Source organism: Protaetiibacter larvae (genome assembly GCF_008365275.1).
GTDB lineage: Bacteria > Actinomycetota > Actinomycetes > Actinomycetales > Microbacteriaceae > Homoserinibacter > Homoserinibacter larvae.
In genome coordinates this window covers 2,162,836-2,182,435 of sequence record NZ_CP043504.1, presented here as the reverse complement: position 1 = coordinate 2,182,435, position 19,600 = coordinate 2,162,836, and the positions used below count along the sequence as shown (strand labels likewise).

Genomic DNA, 19,600 nt, shown 5'->3' with positions numbered 1-19,600 from the left:
GTGCGCTCCTGGTTCGCCGCTCATCGCCCGCTCGTCGCCACCGTGACGAGCGGCACTGTGGTGGGCGCGCTCATCGCGACGCTCGCGATCGTGTCGACGGGGTACACCGCCCAGCGGATGGACCTGTCCGACCCCTCGGTGTGGGTCGTCGGAGGGCAGCAGCAGGCGATCGGGCGGGCGAACACGGAGGTGCTGGAGCTCGACAGCGTCATCCCGGTCGACGGCACCGGGCTGTCGATCGTGCAGTCCGGTTCGACAGTGCTGCTCGTCGACCCCGGCAGCGCGACCGTGCGGCAGCTCGATCCGGCGACCTCGACGCTCGGCGACGACATCGCCCTCCCGCCGCAGCAGCCCGAGGTGAAGCTCGGCGGCGACCGTGTCGTCGTGCATGCGCAGGCGACCGGTGAGGTCTGGTTGCTGCCGCGCGCCGATCTGGCGGCCTTCGACGCCGCCGCGCCTGCGACGCTGAGCCTCGGACGCGAGGCGGTGATCGCGATGACCGAGTCCGGCGCGTTCCTGGCCTATGTGCCCGAGGCGGGCGAGGTGTGGCGCGTCGACCCCGGATCCACGACCGTGAGCACCCGCTGGCCGGTCGCCTGGACCCAGACCGCCGCGAGCGACGACTTCCAGCTCACGGCGGTGGGGGAGCACTGGGCCGTGCTCGACACCACGACCGAGGAGTTCGCGACCGAGTCGGGCGTCCGCTCGCTCGCCCCGGAGCTGAGCGGGGCGAGCGTCCGCCTGCAGACGCCGGGCCCGGCCAACGCCCGTGTGCTGATCGGCCACTCCGGCGGGCTGCTCGCGGCCGCCCTCGACGCGGGCGAGCCGAGCGCGGTCGTCTCCGACGCCTCGGGCGTCCCCGCGGCGCCCGTCGTGGTCGCCGGCTGCCGCTTCGCCGCCTGGAGCAGCGGCGTCGCGTGGCGCAGCTGCGGCTCGGGGGATCCGCTCACCGTGAACCTCGCGGGGATGGCCGGCAGCCCGGTGCTCTCCTTCGCCGTCAACGGCGCACGGGTGGCCCTCAACGACGCCAACGGGGGGGCCAGCTGGGCGGTCCAGTCGGAGGGCGAGCTCATCGACAACTGGGACGAGCTCATCCAGAGCGACGAGCTGCAGCAGGACCAGCCGGAAGCCGACTCCGAGACACCGCCGGAGCTGGAAGAGGTGCAGCAGCCGCCCATCGCCGTCGAGGACGCCTTCGGGGCCCGGCCCGGGCGCGCGACCGTGCTCCCCGTGCTGCTCAACGACTACGACCCGAACGGCGACGTGCTCGTGGTGACGGGTGTCGACCTCATCGACGAGGCGGTGGGGCGGATCGACCTCGTGAATCGCAACCAGCAGCTGCTGCTCACGCTCGCGCCCGGTGCGACAGGTTCCCTCCGCTTCGGCTACACCATCAGCGACGGCCGCGGCGGCACGGCCACCGCTGCCGTCACGGTCGAGGTGCGCAGCCCCGAGCAGAACTCGCCGCCATATCCCATCCGCACCTCGACGGCGACCGTCGCCTCGGGCGGACGCGTCTCCGCGCAGGTGCTCGGCGACTGGGTCGACCCCGACGGCGACGCCATCTACCTGACCGCGGCCTCGATCCCCGCGCCCGACCAGGTCGGGTTCAAGCCGGACGGCGTCGTGGTGTTCACCGACGGCGGGCAGGGGACCGGGTCGAAGACCGTCGCGCTCGCGGTCTCCGACGGGCGCGCGACGGGCAGCGGATCGCTGCAGGTGACGGTCCGGGATCGCGGCGAGGTGCCGATCCTCGTGGAGCCGTGGGTCGCGCTCGCGACCGCCGGTCAGCCGATCACCGTGCGGCCCCTGCAGCACGTCCGCGGCGGCAACGGTCCGATCCGGCTGGGCGGCGTCCCCCCCAAGCCGGGAACCACGATCGTGCCGAGTTTCGAGGCGGGCACCTTCACCTTCCAGTCGGACGACGTGCGCACCCACTACGTCGAGTTCACCGTCACCGACGGAACCCAGACGGCGACCGGATTCGTGCGGATCGACGTCTCGGCTCCCGCCGACGCCTCGACGCGCCCGGTGACGGTTCCCAAGACGCTGTTCATCACGGCCCTCAGCACCCAGACGGTCGACCCGCCGACCACCGACAGCGACCCCGCCGGCGGCGTGCTCGTGGTGACGGGGGTCATGAACGTGCCGGCCGGCTCCGGCGTGACCGCGGAGGTGCTCGAGCAGCGCCGGGTGCGTGTCAGTCTCGCCGCGCCGCTCGACGCCCCGGTCACCTTCAACTACCGCATCAGCAATGGGCTCGCGGAGGCGGAGGGCACGATCACGGTCGTCGAGATCCCCGACCCGCTGCGGATCCAGCCCCCGATCGCGACCGACGATCAGGTGACCGTGCGGGTGGGCGACGCGATCGACATCCCCGTGCTCGACAACGACGAGCAGCCCGACGGTGGGGAGATCACCCTGAACCCGGAGCTCGCCCAGGCTCTTCCCGCGGAGGCCGGTCTGCTGTTCGCCGCGGGCGACCGGCTGCGCTACCTCGCCCCGCAGGTCGCCGGCAACTACACCGCGGTGTACGAGATCGCCGGAAGCGACGGCCAGACCGCGCAGGCGCAGGTGCACCTCTCGGTGCGGGAGCGCAACGCCGCGACCAACAACCCTCCCGTCCCGCGCGGCGTGACGGCGCGCGTGCTCGCGGGGCAGACGGTGCGCATCAATGTCCCGACGAGCGGCGTCGATCCCGACGGCGACGCCGTGCAGCTCGTCGGCCTCGTCACCAACCCCGACAAGGGCAGCGTGCTGTCGGTCGACGGCTCGACGATCGAGTATCAGGCGGGGGAGTACTCCTCGGGGACGGACTCCTTCCAGTACGCCGTCGTCGACGGACTCGGGGCGCGCGCGACCGGCACGGTCCGTGTCGGGATCTCTCCCGCGCTCGAGGGGGCGCGCAACCCCGTCGCGAATCTCGACTCGGTGCTCGTGCGCCCCGGCCGCACCGTGTCCGTGCAGGCTCTGCTCAACGACTCCGATCCGGACGGCAGCCCGCTGCGGATCCGTCAGGTCGAGCCGAATGTCGTGGGCGTCACCGCGGAGATCGTCGGCGACGACATCGTGCGGATCACGCCCCCGGTCCAGGAGGGCGAGTACGCGGTCGTCTACACGATCGAGAACGAGACGGGCGGCACGAGCTCGAGCTTCATCCGGGTGAAGGTGGCGGCCGACGCGCCCTTGTCCCGCCCCGACGTGTCCGACACCGTGCTGAGCGTCTCGGATGTGCTCGAGCGCACGACGATCGACGTCTCGGTGCTCGACCGGGTGTTCTTCGCCGACGGCGAGGTCTCCGAGCTGGGTGTCGAACTCGTGCCCGGGTACGGCGACTCGGCCCAGGTGCTGTCCACCAAGCGCATCCGGGTGACGATCGGCGATCGCAGTCAGATCATCCCCTTCGCGGTCGTCCACCCCGACAACTCCAGACTGCGCTCCTACGCCTTCATCTGGGTTCCGGGCTATGACGACGCGCTCCCGCAGGTGAACACCAAGGCGCCGCCGCTCGTGATCAAGAGCGAGTCGACCCTGCGCATCGAGCTCGCGCAGTACGTGGTCGCGCTCGGCGGATCGAGCGTGCGGATCACCGACTCGAGCACGGTGCGCGCCACGCACGCGAACGGCGACGCGCTCGTGGTCGACGACAACACCCTCGAGTTCACCTCGGCGGATCGCTACTGGGGGCCGGCGTCGATCACCTTCGAGGTCACCGACGGCCAGTCGGCGAGCGATCCGGACGGGCACGTGACAACCCTGTCGCTGCCGATCCGCGTGGACCCGCGCGACAACCAGCCTCCCGTGTTCGCGGGCGGCGTCGTCGACTTCGAGCCCGGCCAGGACAAGGAGCTCGACCTCGTCAAGCTCACCAAGTACCCCTACGACGACGACATCGACGAGCTCAGCTACACGGTCGTGGAACCGCTGCCGACGGGCTTCAGCTACCAGCTCAACGGTCAGCGGCTGCTGCTCGCCGCCGACCCGTCGGCCATCAAGGGCACGACGACGAGCATCACCCTCGCGGTGCGCGACGCGATCAACGAGGGTCAGAGCGGGCGCATCCAGTTGCGCGTGGTCCCGTCGACGCGTCCGCTCGCCCGCACGGCGCCGGATCAGGCGGTCACGCGGCGCGGCGAGACGACCGTCATCGACGTGCTCGCCAACGACGCCGCCACCAACCCGTTCCCCGCCGTGCCGCTGCGCGTGGTCGACATCCGCGGCCTCGGCGGCACGAACCTTCCGGCGGGCGTCACGATCGTGCCGAGCGCCGACCGCTCGAAGCTCACGGTGACCGTCGCCGACTCGGCGGAACCGCTCGACACCAACCTGCAGTATCAGGTCGTCGATGCGACGGGCGATGCCGACCGCATGGTGTGGGGCTCGGTGACGATCTCCGTGCAGGATGTGCCGGATCCGGTGACGAACCTACGCGTCACCGAGTTCGGCGACCGTCTCCTCAAACTCGGCTGGTCGGCGGGACCGTTCAACAACTCGCCGATCACCGAGTACCACGTGACCGTGACCGACGCCGCGGGAGGGGCGACGCTCTCCACCGTCACCTGCACGCTCACCGTCGGATGCGCGGTCTCGACCCCCGGGAACGGCCCGGATCGCGCCGTGCGGATCTCGGTCGTCGCCGTCAACGCCGTCGGCAGCTCCGACCCGACCCAGCTCCCGGGGACGATCTGGTCGGATGTCATCCCGCCCCCGCCGACCTCCGTCGCCGCCACCGCCGTCGACCACGGCCTCCGGGTCACCTGGCGCAAGCCCGCGACCACCGCCGGCAGCCCCATCGACAGCTACGTCGTCACGGTGGGCGGGATCTCGACCCAGGTGTCCGCCCCCTCCGGGGACCCCGCAGGCACCGAGTACGCGCGCGTCGTCACGAACCCGGCGATCGCGAACGGGGCGCCCGCGATGTTCTCGGTGAGCGCCCGCAACGCCGCCCCCAACTCGCTCGCCACCTGGAACTCCGCCCACGGCAGCGCGACACCCGCGGGAGCACCGATCGTCGCGGCGAGTCCCACGGCCTCCGCATCCACCACCGACGGGACGACCGCGAGCATCGCCTGGGCGGGGGCCTTCGCCGACAACGGCAAGGCGATCTCGGCCTACTACGTCGCGATGCACGACGGCCCCGCCCCCGCGTGCACCGTCACGGGGGTCGAGAGCGGCACCCCCGACTTCAGTCCGCCGAGCGGAAGCGACGTCCAGCAGCTCGACGGCACGGCGAGTACCGCGACCTTCTCGGGGCTGTCGCCGAACACGAGCTACACCTTCACGGTGTACGCCTACAACGGGCAGGGCTGCACGGCCTCGACCCCTGTCACGGCGATCCCGCGCAGTGCGCCCGGCAACGTCGACGCGATCACGACGGCCGCGCTGGACTGGCACGGCGACTTCCAGTGGGACTACCGCCTCCTCGGGGTGGCGATCTCGAGCGGCTCGGCCGACGTCGACAGCTTCGTGTACCGGCTCTCGGGCGGCACGACCGACACCACGCCCTCGGCCGCGGTGCCCCTGGGTTCGTTCCTGACCGCCGGGGCGACCCACTACGGCAATGTCGTGAGCGTCGAGGTGAAGGCCTGCCGCCAGTACCCGGAGGTGCTGCTGTGCAGCCCCGACTGGTCGGCGCCCGTGGAGCTCGGGCGGCCCGTCCACATCGCCCTCGCGGGGCTCCAGAAGGTGATCACCCAGGATCCGGTCCCGCTCCTCTCGCCGGGGACCGGCTACTACAGCTGGACGGGAGCGCCGGCCGTCGCCGCTCCGGGCGTCGCCGGCTACGACAGCGTCAGCATCTCGTGCGGCGCCGACGACGACCCCGCGACCCCGCAATGCGAGGTCGTCGGATCCGGGCTCCTGGGAGCCGACTATCCCGACCTCGTGGTCACCGTGACCGCGAACGGGGACAGCTACACCCGATCGTTCGCCTGGAACGCGACAAGCTGATGTCCAGAAAACCCGTGAAAGGACACCCCATGACGATGACGCCCGAGCAGGCGAGCAGCTTCCATGACACCTTCGGCCGTCTGGTGGCCGGGGTCGAGCAGGTGCTGCTCGGGAAGACCTTCGTCGTGCGGCTCGGCTTCGTCGCCCTGTTCAGCGAGGGGCATCTGCTGCTCGAGGACTTCCCCGGCACCGGCAAGACCTCGCTCGCTCGCGCGATCGCCCAGAGCGTCGAGGGTACGAGCAACCGCATCCAGTTCACCCCCGACCTGCTCCCCGGTGACATCACGGGGGTCAGCATCTACGACCAGCGCAGCGGCGAGTTCGACTTCCACGAGGGACCCGTGTTCGCGAACGTCGTGCTCGCGGACGAGATCAACCGCGCGAGCCCGAAGACGCAGGCCGCGCTGCTCGAGGTCATGGAGGAGGGCCGGGTCACGGTCGACGGGGCGACCCACGAGGTCGGCTCGCCCTTCATGGTCATCGCGACGCAGAACCCGATCGAGCAGGCGGGGACCTACCGGCTTCCCGAGGCGCAGCTCGACCGCTTCCTGCTGAAGGCCTCGATCGGCTATCCCGACCACGCCTCCACCGTGCGGATCCTCGAGGGGGCCGGCGTGCGGGCGCACGACACCGTCATCCCCGCGGTCATCTCGGCTGAGGAGGTCGTGCGGCTCGCCGCACTCGTGCGCACCGTGCACGTCGACCCCTCGATCAACGACTACGTGTCGCGACTCACGGAGGCCACCCGCACCGCGACCGAGGTGCGCCTCGGCGTGAGCGTGCGCGGCGCCCTCGCGCTCGTACGGGCCGCGAAGACGCTCGCCGCGGCGAGCGGCCGCCACTATGTCGTGCCCGACGACATCAAGTCGCTCGCCGAGGCGGTCCTCGCGCACCGCCTCGTGCTCGACCCGGAGGCGGAGTTCGACGAGGTGACGCCGTCGAGCGTCATCGCTCAGCTGCTGCTGGAGACCCCGCCGCCGAGCGATCGGCAGACCGTGTGATCACCCGAAGCAGCACGCCTCCGCGCGGAACGCGGACGGAGGCGTCGACCTCCACCGACACCGCGGCGCTCAGCAACACGCGCGCCCGGATCGTCGGCACGCGTACGGGCGTGCTCGCCGACTCGGTCGTCGGAATCGTCCGCGCCTCCCGTGCCGTCGCCGGGGCGGTGGCGGGGATCGCCCGCCGACTGGGTTCCGTCATCACGCCGCTCGGCTGGATCGTGCTCGCGCTCATCCCCGCGGCGCTGCTGGTCGGGTACCGCCTCGGCTGGATCGAGCTCGTCGCGGCGGGTTGGGCGTCGGTCGCGCTCGCCGCCCTCGCGGCGGTGTTCCTCATCGGACGCGTGCCGTATCGCATGAACCTCGTGCTGCCGCACCGTCGCGCGGTCGTGGGGGAGCCCGCCCGCGGCGCCGTGACGGTGCAGAACGCGGGTGCGCGGCGGGTGCTCGGGAGCGTGCTCGAGGTGCCGGTCGGCGAGGCGATCGTCGAGCTCGCGGTACCGAGCCTGCGCCGAGGGACCACGCGCACCGAGGATTTCGCCATTCCCACCCGCCGCCGCGGCATCGTCAAGGTCGGGCCGGTGCGCACCGTGCGCGCCGACCCGCTGGGCCTCGTCCGACGCGAGCTCAGCTGGACCGACGGCCTCGAACTCGTCGTGCACCCGCGGACCGTGAGCGTGCCGTCCACGAGCACGGGCCTCATCCGCGACCTCGAGGGCGCCCCGACCCGCGACCTGACCGCGAGCGACGTCGCCTTCCACGCCCTGCGCGAATACCAGTCCGGTGACGACCGCCGCTACATCCACTGGCGGTCGACCGCGAAGACGGGCACCTACATGGTGCGCCAGTTCGAGCAGACGCGGCGCAGCCACCTCGTCGTCGCCCTCAGCCTCGCCACGCACGATTTCGCCGACGAGCGCGAGTTCGAGCTCGCGGTGAGCGTGGCGGGATCGCTCGGCGTCCGTGCCATCCGCGACGGACGAACGGTCTCGGTCGTGGTCTCGGCCATCACACCGGAGTTCGCCAAACGTCGCGTGTACTCGGTGCGCCCGCTCGCGACCCATCTCCCCGACCGTCTGCTCGACGACCTCGCCGTCGTCGAGGCCTCGGTCAACGCGCTTCCCCTCCGCGACGCGACCCGTGTCGTCGCGGAGGGCACCCCCGGCATCTCGGTCGCCTTCCTCGTGTGCGGCTCGCGGACCACCGCCCAGGAGCTGCGGCTGTGCGCCGCCGAGTTCCCGCCCGACGTGGAGGTCGTCGCGGTGGTCTGCGATCCGGAAGCGGTTCCCGGGATGCGGCGGCTCGCCGGCCTCAACGTGCTCACGATCGGCTACCTCGAGGAGCTGCGCCTCGCCCTTGCCCGAGCGGCGGCCGTCGCATGAGGCGCCGGGTCGGCATCTCCGCGCTCGCGGACGTCTTCCAGCTGTGGGTCACGATGGGTCTCGCCGCCGCCACCTGGTGGCCGATCTATCAGTCCGACGCCTTCCTCGTGCTCGTGGTGGCCGCGATCGTGCTCGGCACGCTCATCGCGGTCGTGGGCGCGGCGTTCCGCTGGCCCGCGTGGATGGTGTTCCTCGTCACCACAGCGGTCTTCGCGCTCGTGGGGGTGCCGCTCGCGGTGCCCGGGAAGGCGATCCTGGGGGTCTTCCCGAGTCTCGACGGGCTCCTCGACCTGTTCTCGGGGGTCGCGCTCGGCTGGAAGCAGCTGCTCACCATCACCCTGCCGGTCGGCGACTATCAGGCGCTCCTCGTGCCGGTGCTCGTACTGCTGCTGGTCGGGACCGTCGTGTCGGCCAGCATCGCCCTTCGAGCGCACTTCGGCGAGCTCGCCGCGCTGCCGCCCGTCCTGGTCTTCCTCGCGGGCATCGCGTTCGGCTCGGTGCACGCGCAGGCGCCGGTGTTCCTCGGCCTCGCGATGCTCCTCACGAGCGTGTCGTGGGTGAGCTGGTGGCGGTGGCGTCGGCGTCGCGCCGCCGCCCGCCGTCTCGACCGGGCCGAGATCCCCTCCGATCGTCGCTTCGCGGTCGAGGCGCGCACGCTGCTGGGTTCTCTCGTGATCCTCGCCATCACGGTCGTCGGCTCCATGGCGGCCGTCGCGGCCGCCCCGCCCCCGGGGGAGCGTCAGGTGCTGCGGGCCGCCGTCGTGCAGCCGTTCGACCCGCGCGACTACGCGAGCCCGTTGTCGGGGTTCCGGCGCTACCTGCGCGAGGACCGCAGCGATGAGGTCATGCTGCGCGTGAACGGACTGCCGGCCGACGCCCGCATCCGCATCGCGACCCTCGACAGCTACGACGGCGTGGTCTACTCGGTCGGAAGCGCAACCGTCGACTCGGCATCGGGCACCTTCGTGCGGTTGCCGTCGAGGATCGACGAGTCGTCCGCCGGGGATGAGCACCTCGGCCTCGAGATCGAGGTCGTCGACTACACCGGCGTGTGGCTTCCCACCGTGGGGCGGCTCGAGGACGTCCAGTTCCGCGGGACGGATGCCGCAAGCCTCGAGAACGGCTTCGCCTACAACACCGTGAGCGGCACGGCCGTCGACATCCCGGGCGTCCGTGCGGGCGACCGCTATCGGCTCGACGCGGTGCTGCCCGCGGAGACCTCGCTCGCGAGCCTGCGCAACGCCGTCCCCGGCTCGGCCGACGTGCCGCGCGCCGCCGAGGCGCCCGAGGAGCTGCAGACGGCGCTCGACGGCTACGTCGCGGGCGTCGAAGGGGCCGGCGCCCGACTGCTCGCCGCGATCGACGGCCTGCGGGCGAACGGCTACATCAGCCACGGCCTCGCCGACGACGAGCCGGCGAGCCGCTCGGGTCACTCGCTCGACCGCATCTCCGAGCTCTTCAGCGGCACGCGGATGGTGGGTGACGCCGAGCAGTACGCGGTCGCCGCGGCGCTCATGGCGAATCGTCTCGGCTTCCCCGCCCGCGTGGTGGTGGGCTTCGCTCCCGAGTCGGCCGGTTCCGCCGCGACGACCGTGGTGCACGGCTCCGACATCTCGGCATGGATCGAGGTCGACACGGCCCAGTCCGGCTGGGTCGCCGTCGACCCCGTGCCGCCGCTGCGGCCGATCCCGGACGCCCTGCCCGATGAGCCGGCGCCGGTCTCGCGCCCCGAGTCGATCGTGCCGCCGGTCGCGGATCGTCCGGATCCTCGCGAGGAGCAGACCGACCCCGACACGACGGCCGAGGAGCCGGTGGCCTCCGATGCGGCTCTCGAGGTGCTGCTGCAGGTGCTGCGGGTGGGCGGGCTCTCGCTGCTCGTGATCCTGATCGCGCTTGCGCCGTTCCTGCTCGTCATCGGCGCCAAGGCGCGCCGCCGCCATCTGCGACGCACCGCGGGCTCCACTCTCGCGCGCATCCGCGGAGGCTGGGACGAGTTCGCGGATCTCGTCGTCGACCACGGTCTCGCGGCACCGCCGTCCGCCACCCGCTCCGAACTGGCCGCCGCGGTGGGCACCTTGCCGTCGCGCGTGCTCGCGGCGGTCGTCGACCGCGCGGTGTTCGCGCCGGGCGACCCCGCGAAGGCGGATGCCGACCGTGTCTGGGTGGCCGTCGACGAGCTGCGCAGCTCGATGGACAACGGCAAGAGCCGGCGCGAGCGTCTGCGCACACTCGTCTCGGTGCGCTCTCTCGGGGGCGTCGCGGTCACGCAGCTGCTGCGGCGACGCGGGGGAGGACGCGCATGAACTGCCGGTATTGCGGGACGCCGCTGCCCGAGGGCGCGCTGTTCTGCGTCGAGTGCGGGCGGCCGGTGGGCGAGTCGGAGCCGATCCTGACGCGGCCCGTGTCCGTTGTCGTGCCCGAGCGCGCCCCTGCACCGGAACCCGAACGGGAACCCGAACCTGATCCGGAACCTGCGCCCGAGCCCGAGCCCGAGCCCGAGCCCGAGCCGGAACCCGAACCGGAACCCGAACCGGAACCCGAACCGGACGACGAGGTGCTGCCCGAGCCCGACGCGGACCCCGAATCCGTCTGGGCGCCCGAGTCCGAGGCGGAGCCCGCGTTCCTGACGCGGCCCCCGCTCGAGGATCTCGAGCCCACCCGCCTCGTGCGCGACGCGCCCCCGATCGAGCGCTACGTGCTCCAGTTCAGCACCGGCGAGAGCGTCGTGGTCTCGGGCACGGGGCTCATCGGCCGGAATCCGTCCGCCGAGCCGGGCGAGGTCGTCGACCAGCTCGTCGCGGTGTTCGACGTCGGCAAGTCGGTGTCGAAGTCGCACATCGCGTTCGGCCAGGAGACGGGTCGCTTCTGGATCAGCGACCGCTACTCGACGAACGGCACGGTCGTGCGCCAGCCCGACGTGCCCTCGGTGCGCTGCGAGCCGGGTCGTCGCTACCTCATCGCGCGCGGCACGCGGGTCGACATCGGGGAGCAGTTCTTCATCGTCAGCTGATCCTCCCCAGCTGCCGGCGCCGGCCGTGAGGCACGTCGACCGCTGCCCCGCCGGACGACGCGGCGCGCCGGGCGTTGACTGCCCCCATGCCGTCCGACACCGAGCGCATCGCCCTGCCCGTCCTCGCGGCACCACCGCCCCCGCCGCCGTTCCCGTTCCTCGCCGTGATCGCGCCCGTCGTGCTCGCCGTCGTCATGTGGGCGATCACCTCGTCGCCGTACGCGCTCGCCTTCGCCGCGCTCGGCCCCGTCGTCGCGGTCGCCGGAGTCGTCGACGGACGACGCAGCGCGCGTCGGCTGCGGCGCCGGTCGATCGCCGAGGCCGCCCGAGGTCTCGCGGCGGTCGCCGCGGAGGTGGACGCCCGGCTCGAGCTGCGTCGGCGTCGTCTCGAGACGAGCGCCGCACAGGCGAGGGGCTCGGGAGCGTCGCTCCTGCTCGGCACCGCGGACGCGCCGTCCGGTCTCGAGCTCCTCGGCAGCGGGCTCGACGCGGTGGCCGAGCTCGCCGGAACCCTCGAACGGCTGCGGGCTCGCGCCGCGACCATCCCGGGGGCGCCGTTCCTCGCACGCGACGTCCCCGAGCTCGCGGTCGAAGGCCCGGCGCCGCTCGTGGCCGCCTTCTGCCGGGCCCTCGTCCTGCAGGCCGCGGCGAGCTGCGATCCGCGCACCGGATGGCTGCGGGCGCCGGCGGGTGAGCGCTGGGCGGAGGCGCTGCCGCTGCGGGTCATGCACGCCGCGGGGTGGGAGGTGGGCGACGGCGAGCGCTCGGTGCTGCGGATCGTCGTCGGGGGGAGCGTCGGCTCGTCACCTGCCCGGCCGCGGGTCCGGCTCGACGACAGCGCGGGTTCGCACGCGACGATCGAGGGCGTTCCCGATGCGCTGCTCGCGGGCCCGGTGGCGTTCATCCCGGCTCTCGTGAGCGCCGCCGAGGCGGAGCACCGGGCACGTGAGCTCGCGAGGAGCGCCGCGCACGCCGAGCAGGATCCGGCGGCCGCCCTCCCCGAGCGCGTCGAGCTCAGCGCGCTTCTCGCCGACGACCCCCCGGCGGACGTCGCACCGTCGGCGCTCCGGGCGGTGATCGGACAGGATGCCGACGGCCCCGTCGCGATCGACCTCGCCCTCGAAGGACCGCACGCGCTCGTGGCGGGCACGACCGGCTCGGGCAAGAGCGAGCTGCTCGTGAGCTGGGTGCTCGCTCTCGCGGCAGGGCGCTCGCCGCGCGAGGTGGTCTTCCTGCTCGTCGACTTCAAGGGCGGCGCCTCCTTCGCACCGCTCGCCGGACTGCCGCACGTGGTGGGGGTCGTGAGCGATCTGGACCCCAGCGGCGCGACACGCGCGGTCGCGAGCCTGCGGGCGGAGCTGCATCGCCGCGAGCGGGTGCTGGCGCTCCACGGCGCCCGCGCGATCGAGGAGCTGGCGCCCGGAACGCTCCCGCGGCTCGTCGTCGTGGTCGACGAGTTCGCGGCGCTCGCGGCGCTCGATCCCGAGCTCGCCACGGTCTTCTCCGATCTGGCGGCGCGCGGCCGCTCCCTCGGGCTGCATCTCGTGCTCTGCACGCAGCGGCCCTCCGGGGTGATCCGCGACGCCGTGCTCGCGAACGTGACGTTGCGCGTCTGCCTGCGCGTCCTCGACCGCGCGGACAGCGTCGCGGTCACCGGCGGCGACCGTGCGGCGGCGATCCCCGCTGCGGCGCGGGGCAGGGCCGTGCTGCTGGGCTCGGGCGAGACCCGCGAGGTCCAGTTCGCGATCGCGAGCGCCGCGGACATCCGTGCGGTCGGCGAGCACTGGCCCGGGAAGCCGGACGACGAGGCGCGGCCCTGGCGCGACCCGTTGCCGGCGCTCGTCGAGCCCGCGTCCCTGCCGCGCGGTCGCCGGGGTGCCGTCATCGGGCTCGTCGACCTCCCGGCGGAGCAGCGCAGAGACGGCCTGGAGCTCGAGCTCTGGGCAGCGGGGGCGCTGCTCGTCGTCGGCTCCGCCGGATCCGGTCGCACGGCGACCCTCGTGGCGCTCGCGCGGACGGTCGACGCCGAGGTGCGCTGGGTGCCCGACGATGCGGCCGAGCTCTGGCAGGCGATCCGCACGCCGGGTGCCGGGCGCGTGCTCGTGGTGGCCGACGACCTCGACCGCACGCTCGCGGCGGCGGACCCGGAGCAGCGCGCCGATCTCGTGGAGGCACTCGTGAACGCCCTCCGGGACACGCGGCGGAGCGGGATCGCGCTCGCGGCGAGCACGCGCACCACCGGGGGAGTGCTGCACGGGGTCGCAGGCGGCTTCGAGCAGCGCCTGCTGCTGCGCATGCCGAATCGCGAGGAGCATCTGCTCGCGGGCGGCGAGGCGGCGGGCTTCCAGGCGGCCCGCCGGCCGGGATCCGCCGTGTGGCACGGCCACGAGGCGCAGCTCGCGTGGTGGGGGACCGAGCCTCCCGCGTCGTGGCGGGCGCCGTTGCCCGAGGTGGAGCTCGCGCACGGCGCCTGGGCGATCGTGACACCGCGGCCGGCCGCCTGGGTCGCCCGTCTCACCGCGGCGGGACTCCGGGTGGCCGCACTCGAGAGCGCCCTCGCGTGCGGGGCCGACGCCGCCCCCCTGCTCGTGGGCGACGTCGACGCCTGGCTCGGCGACTACGCGCGCCTCGGCGCGGTGCGTCGCGAGGGGCGGATGCTGTTCCTCGACTGCACGGGAGCCGACCATCGCGCGCTCACCCGCGGACGCGCCGCACTCCCGCCGCTCGGGCGGGACGGCCTGGAGGGGTGGGCGCTCGAGGAGGGCGTCACCCGGCGCGTGTCGATCGCGCTCGACTGAGTCCCGGGGTCGTGACGATGGCGCGTGCAGGTCTCAGGCGAGACCGATCGTGAACTCCTCGGGTGCGAGCCCGTGGGCCGCGGCGACGGCGGCGTTGACCACACGGCCCGCGTGCACGTTGAGTCCGCGGGCGAGGGCCGCGTCCGCGCGCAGCGCCTCGCGCCATCCCGCGTTCGCGATCGCGCGCGCGTAGGGGAGCGTCGCATTCGTGAGGGCGTAGGTCGAGGTGTTCGCGACCGCGCCCGGCATGTTGGCCACGCAGTAGAACAGCGAGCCGTGCACCGTGAACGTCGGGTCGGTGTGAGTGGTCGGATGCGAGTCCTCGAAGCAGCCGCCCTGGTCGATCGCGATGTCGACGAGCACGCTGCCGGGCCGCATGCGCGACACGAGCGCGTTCGTCACGAGCTTGGGCGCCTTCGCGCCGGGCACCAGGACGGAACCGATCACGAGGTCGGCGTCGAGCACGGCTCGCTCGATCTCGAAGCTGTTGGACGCGATCGTGCGCACCCGGCCGGCGTAGTGGGCGTCCAGCTCCCGCAGGCGGGCGATGTTGGTGTCGAGCACCGTGACCTGGGCCCCCAGCCCCACGGCGACCGCGACCGCATTGGTGCCGGCGACCCCGCCGCCCAGCACGACGAGCTGCGCGGGCCGGGTTCCGGGAACTCCGGGCACGAGCAGACCCGGTCCGCCGTGCGGGCGCATCATGACGTTCGCCCCGACGATCGGCGCGAGGCGCCCCGCGACCTCGCTCATCGGCGCGAGCAGCGGCAGCGCGCCCGAGGGCGCCTGCACGGTCTCGTAGGCGATCGCCGTCACCCCGCGCGCCACGAGCTCACGCGTGAGCCGCTCCTCCGCCGCGAGATGCAGGTAGGTGAACAGCACGAGACCGTCGCGGAACTGCCGGTACTCGCTCTCGACGGGCTCCTTGACCTTGAGCACGAGCTCCGCCTCGCCCCACGCCGTGTCGGCATCCGCGACGATGCGCGCACCGGCCGCGCGGTAGTCCTCGTCGGTGATCGAGGAGCCCTCGCCCGCCCCGGTCTGGATGAGCACCTCGTGACCGTTCGCGCTCAACTCGTGGACCCCGGAGGGGGTGATCGCGACGCGGAACTCGTTGTCCTTGACCTCGCTCGGAACACCGACCTTCATGGGGGTCAGAATACTCGCGGGCACCGAGGAATCCGTAGGGAAATCCGGCTCCTGATGCTGATTTCGTGAAATCTATGTTTCGAAATGGATGCTTTTGCCCGTGCTGCTCGTTCGGGCGCAAATGATGTGCCAGTATCGACCCACGGCATCGCAGCCCGTGCCCGCGCACCACGAGAAGGAGTCGACCCGATGTCCCGGTCTCTTCCCGAAGATCCCCTGATCCGCAGCCTCGTCGTGCAGGCGCGCCGAGCCCAGCTCAGTCGCCGCACGATGCTCCAGGGCGCCGGAATCGGCGCTGCGGCGCTGACGCTCGCGGCCTGCGCGCCGAGCGGCGGCGGCAAGCCCTCACCGGCGGAGGACACCTCCGAGACCGACAAGACCCTCACCTGGGCGAACTGGCCGCTCTACCTCGACACGGACGACGACGGGAACCACCCGACGCTCGACCAGTTCACGAAGGAGACCGGCATCGCCGTCGACTATCGCGAGGACGTCGAGGACAACGAGCAGTTCTACAGCAAGGTCAAGGACCAGCTCGCTCTCGGTCAGGACATCGGCGCCGACACCGTGTGCCTCACCGACTGGATGGTCGACCGCTGGATCCGCCTCGGCTACACCCAGACCCTCGACGACGCCAACATCCCGAACAAGAAGAACCTCGAGCCGAGCCTGCTCAACGTCGATTTCGACGAGGGCCGCACGCAGTCGCTCCCCTGGCAGGGCGGATTCGCCGGCATCTGCTGGAACAAGGAGGAGGTGCCGAACGGTCTGCGCTCGGTGAGCGACCTCTGGGACCCGGCGCTCAAGGGCCGCGTCGGGGTGCTCAGCGAGATGCGCGACACGCTCGGCCTCATCATGCTCGAGCAGGGCGTCGACATCTCCGCCGACTTCACCGACGCGCAGTTCGGCGCCGCGATCTCGATCTTCGAACAGAAGGTCAAGTCGGGGCAGATCCGCAACATCAAGGGCAACTCCTACGCCGAGGACCTCGCCAACGGCGACACCATCGCCGCGATCGTCTGGTCGGGCGACGTGACCACCCTCAACGCCGAGAACGGCGACAAGTGGGAGTTCGCGATCCCGGATGGCGGCGGCACGATCTGGAACGACAACTTCCTCGTGCCGGTCGGATCGCCGCGCAAGACGAACGCCGAGAAGCTCATCGATTTCTACTACGACCCCGAGATCGCCGCGCAGGTGGCCGCCTGGGTGAACTACATCACCCCCGTGGTCGGAGCCCGCGAGGCGGCGGAGGCGATCGATCCCTCGCTCGTCGACAACCAGCTGATCTTCCCGAACGAGGAGACGCTCTCGAAGGTCAAGCGCTTCCGTTCCCTGACCCCCGCTGAGGACCAGGCCTACCGGTCCGAGTTCCAGCGGGTGCTGCTCGGAGCCTGATGGCCGGTTCGTTCGACGAGTCCGGTGCCGATCTCGAACTGGTCGGCGTCACCAAGCGATTCCCGGGCTTCACGGCGATCGAGAACCTCAACCTGACCATCCCGGCCGGGTCGTTCTTCGCGCTGCTGGGACCGTCGGGATGCGGCAAGACGACCACCCTGCGGCTCGTCGCCGGTCTCGAGGAGGCCACCGCGGGCCGCATCCTGATCGGCGGCAAGGATGTCTCGAACACCAAGCCGCACCAGCGGCCCGTCAACACGGTGTTCCAGAGCTACGCCCTGTTCCCGCACATGACGGTGCTCGCGAACGTCGCCTTCGGGCTCAAGCGCCGCGGGATCGCGCACGCGCAGGAGCTCGCCCACGAGGCCCTGCGCCTCGTGGAGCTCGACCATCTCGCGGCGCGCCGGCCCACCCAGCTCTCGGGCGGGCAGGCCCAGCGCGTGGCGCTCGCGCGCGCCATCGTCAACCGTCCGGCCCTGCTGCTGCTCGACGAGCCGCTCGGCGCCCTCGACCTGAAACTGCGTCGCCAGATGCAGCTCGAGCTGAAGAACATCCAGAGCGAGGTGGGGCTCACCTTCCTGCACGTCACGCACGACCAGGAGGAGGCCATGACGATGGCCGACACGGTCGCCGTGATGAACAAGGGGCGCATCGAGCAGATGGGCGCGCCCGAGGAGCTCTACGAGCTGCCGCGCACCGCATTCGTGGCCAACTTCCTCGGGCAGTCGAACCTCTTCACGGGCGACGTCGTCACCTCCGGCAAGGACGCCCTCACGGTCGACATCGCGGGCATCGGCATCAAGGTGCCGCGCGAGCGCGCCCAGCGCCACGCCGGGGAGGTCACCATCGGGGTGCGCCCCGAGAAGCTCACCCTGCACCCCACGAAGCCCGCGGCGCAGGCGTCCGCCAACGTGCTCGGCCCCGGAACCGTCATCGACGTGTCGTTCACCGGCGTCAGCACCCAGTACCTCGTGCAGATCCCGGGTCTGCCCGTGGTGACGGTGTTCGCACAGAACATGGTGTTCGGGCCGGTCGTCGAGCGCGGCGCCGAGGTGTGGGTCTCCTGGAGCGTCGAGCACGGCTTCGGTCTCGCCGACGAACCGGAGGCGGAACCCAAGTTCGCGGACGACGACGACACCCAGTCCATCGCGGTGCAGCGCAGGCAGCGCCTCGAGGACGAGCTGGACGAGGCCTGACGTGGCGTTCGGAGCCTTCGCCAACACGGGCCCCGACCTCGCGGCCGCCGCTCCGCGTCGACGCAGCTACATCGCGCTCATCCTGCTGCTCCCGGGCATCCTCTACCTTCTCGCGACCTTCGTGGCGCCGCTCGTCTCGCTCGTGCTCACGAGCTTCAAGGAGCCGGGCGGCAGCTTCGACGTCGGCGAATACGTGTACGCCTTCCGCTGGGAGAACTACGCGGAGGCGCTCAGCCGTTTCGGCGAGATCTTCCTGCGCACCTTCGCGTACTCGGCCGTCGCCACGATCCTCGCGCTGCTCATCAGCTACCCGCTCGCCTACTTCATCGGCGTGAACCTGCGCCGCTATCCCCTGTGGCAGAACCTCGCGCTCATCCTCGTGATCGCACCGTTCTTCATCAGCTTCCTGCTGCGCACCCTCGCCCTCAAGGCGATCTTCGCCGACGAGGGTCCGATCGTGTCGTTCCTGCAGTCGGTCGGGATCATGGGCCCCGAGGACTACCTCAACGGCACGGCGTTCACCGTCATCTTCGGTCTCACCTACAACTACATCCCGTTCATGACCTTGCCGATCTACGCCTCGCTCGAGCGCCTCGACCTGCGCTACGTCGAGGCGGGGAGCGACCTCTACGCGGGCCCCGTGCAACGGTTCTGGCGGATCATCCTGCCGCTGTCGCTGCCGGGCGTCGTCTCGGGGACACTGCTGACCTTCATCCCGGCATCGGGCGACTACGTCAACGCCAGCAAGGACTTCCTCGGCTCGACGAACACGGTGATGGCGGGCAACGTCATCAACGACCTGTTCTTCCAGAGCTTCTACCCGGTGTCGGCCGCGGTGTCGATCCTGCTCATGATCGCCATCCTCATCCCCGTCACGGCATACGTCGCGCGCAGCGGATCGGATGACCTGCTGTGAACCGCCGCGGATTCGGCACCTGGGCGGTCGGGGTCTACTCGATCCTCGCGCTCGCCATCATGCTCATCCCGATCGTGTACACGATCGTGTTCTCGTTCAACGACGCCCGGCGCACCAACATCATCTGGCGCGGCTTCACGCTCGACAACTGGCTCGGCATCTGCAACGACGAGCGGGTCTGCGAGTCCTTCGGCAACAGCATCTTCGTGGGCGTCGTGGCGACGCTCATCGCCACGATCCTCGGCACGATGATCGCCATCGCGATCGTGCGGTACACCTTCCGCCTGCGCACCCTCATCACGGTGCTGCTGTTCCTGCCGATGGCGACGCCCGAGGTCGTGCTCGGTTCGGGACTCGGCTCGCAGTTCGTGAACCTGGGGGTCGAGCGCGGACTGTGGTCGATCATCGTCGCGCACATCATGTTCTGCATCAGCTTCGTGGTGGTCACCGTGCGGGCCCGCGTCGCGAGTCTCGACCCCGCCCTCGAGGAGGCCGGGCGCGACCTCTACGCGAGCCCCGCCCAGGTGTTCTGGCGGGTCACCCTGCCCCTGCTCATGCCGGGCATCCTCGCGGCGGCCCTGCTGTGCTTCGCGCTCAGCTTCGACGACTTCATCATCACCAACTTCGTCTCCGGCAACGCGGAGACCTTCCCGAAGTTCGTCTACGTCGCCGCCGCCCGCGGCATCCCGCCGCAGGCGAACGTCATCGCCTCGGCCGTGTTCTTCCTCGCGATCATCCTCGTGGTGATCTCGCAAGTGTCGGCGGGCATCCGTCAACGCCGGCTCGCCAAGACCGGGTGAG

The 19,600-nt window shown here is 71.6% G+C and carries 11 protein-coding genes; 10 read left to right on the top strand and 1 reads right to left on the bottom strand.

Features of this window, described 5'->3' with window-relative positions; translation table 11 throughout:
* The 6 genes from FLP23_RS10260 (at window position 1) to FLP23_RS10235 (ending at window position 14,140) form a co-directional block, all read left to right on the top strand.
* The gene (locus FLP23_RS10260; protein ID WP_246139963.1) at window positions 1-5,949 is read left to right on the top strand and encodes an Ig-like domain-containing protein; all 5,949 of its coding nucleotides are present in this window, start codon (window positions 1-3) and stop codon (window positions 5,947-5,949) included.
* Between the two features lie 29 nt (window positions 5,950-5,978).
* Entirely contained in the window at window positions 5,979-6,950 is a 972-nt protein-coding gene (locus FLP23_RS10255) for an AAA family ATPase (protein WP_149325769.1), read from the top strand.
* Window positions 6,947-8,332, top strand: a complete 1,386-nt coding sequence (locus tag FLP23_RS10250) for a DUF58 domain-containing protein (RefSeq protein WP_246139962.1) — start codon at window positions 6,947-6,949, stop codon at window positions 8,330-8,332. The genes FLP23_RS10255 and FLP23_RS10250 overlap by 4 nt, the downstream gene beginning before the upstream one ends.
* On the top strand, window positions 8,329-10,635 hold the full coding sequence (locus FLP23_RS10245; protein WP_149325768.1) for a transglutaminaseTgpA domain-containing protein: 2,307 nt from the start codon (window positions 8,329-8,331) through the stop codon (window positions 10,633-10,635). Before FLP23_RS10250 ends, FLP23_RS10245 begins: the two co-directional genes overlap by 4 nt.
* On the top strand, window positions 10,632-11,342 hold the full coding sequence (locus FLP23_RS10240; protein WP_149325767.1) for an FHA domain-containing protein: 711 nt from the start codon (window positions 10,632-10,634) through the stop codon (window positions 11,340-11,342). The genes FLP23_RS10245 and FLP23_RS10240 overlap by 4 nt, the downstream gene beginning before the upstream one ends.
* Before the next feature lie 86 nt (window positions 11,343-11,428).
* On the top strand, window positions 11,429-14,140 hold the full coding sequence (locus FLP23_RS10235; RefSeq protein WP_149325766.1) for an FtsK/SpoIIIE domain-containing protein: 2,712 nt from the start codon (window positions 11,429-11,431) through the stop codon (window positions 14,138-14,140).
* Window positions 14,141-14,173: 33 nt separating this feature from the next.
* Here FLP23_RS10235 and ald read toward each other — a convergent pair whose 3' ends face one another.
* Complete coding sequence (gene ald, locus FLP23_RS10230; RefSeq protein WP_149325765.1) at window positions 14,174-15,289, bottom strand: alanine dehydrogenase; 1,116 nt, start codon at window positions 15,287-15,289, stop codon at window positions 14,174-14,176.
* Window positions 15,290-15,478: 189 nt separating this feature from the next.
* Here ald and FLP23_RS10225 point away from each other — a divergent pair, with 189 nt between their 5' ends.
* Genes FLP23_RS10225 through FLP23_RS10210 form a run of 4 tightly spaced genes read left to right on the top strand, consistent with a single transcriptional unit; the run spans window position 15,479 to window position 19,599 of the window.
* Window positions 15,479-16,687: an ABC transporter substrate-binding protein gene (locus FLP23_RS10225; RefSeq protein WP_149325764.1), complete on the top strand. Its 1,209-nt coding sequence runs from the start codon at window positions 15,479-15,481 to the stop codon at window positions 16,685-16,687.
* Window positions 16,687-17,883, top strand: coding sequence for an ABC transporter ATP-binding protein (locus tag FLP23_RS10220; RefSeq protein WP_149325763.1), 1,197 nt, complete (start codon window positions 16,687-16,689; stop codon window positions 17,881-17,883). Before FLP23_RS10225 ends, FLP23_RS10220 begins: the two co-directional genes overlap by 1 nt.
* Window position 17,884: 1 nt before the next feature.
* Window positions 17,885-18,799 carry an ABC transporter permease gene (locus FLP23_RS10215; protein WP_149325762.1) on the top strand — a complete coding sequence of 305 codons (915 nt, stop codon included), beginning with the start codon at window positions 17,885-17,887 and terminating at the stop codon, window positions 18,797-18,799.
* On the top strand, window positions 18,796-19,599 hold the full coding sequence (locus tag FLP23_RS10210) for an ABC transporter permease (RefSeq protein ID WP_425468252.1): 804 nt from the start codon (window positions 18,796-18,798) through the stop codon (window positions 19,597-19,599). The genes FLP23_RS10215 and FLP23_RS10210 overlap by 4 nt, the downstream gene beginning before the upstream one ends.
* Window position 19,600: the final 1 nt, after the last annotated feature.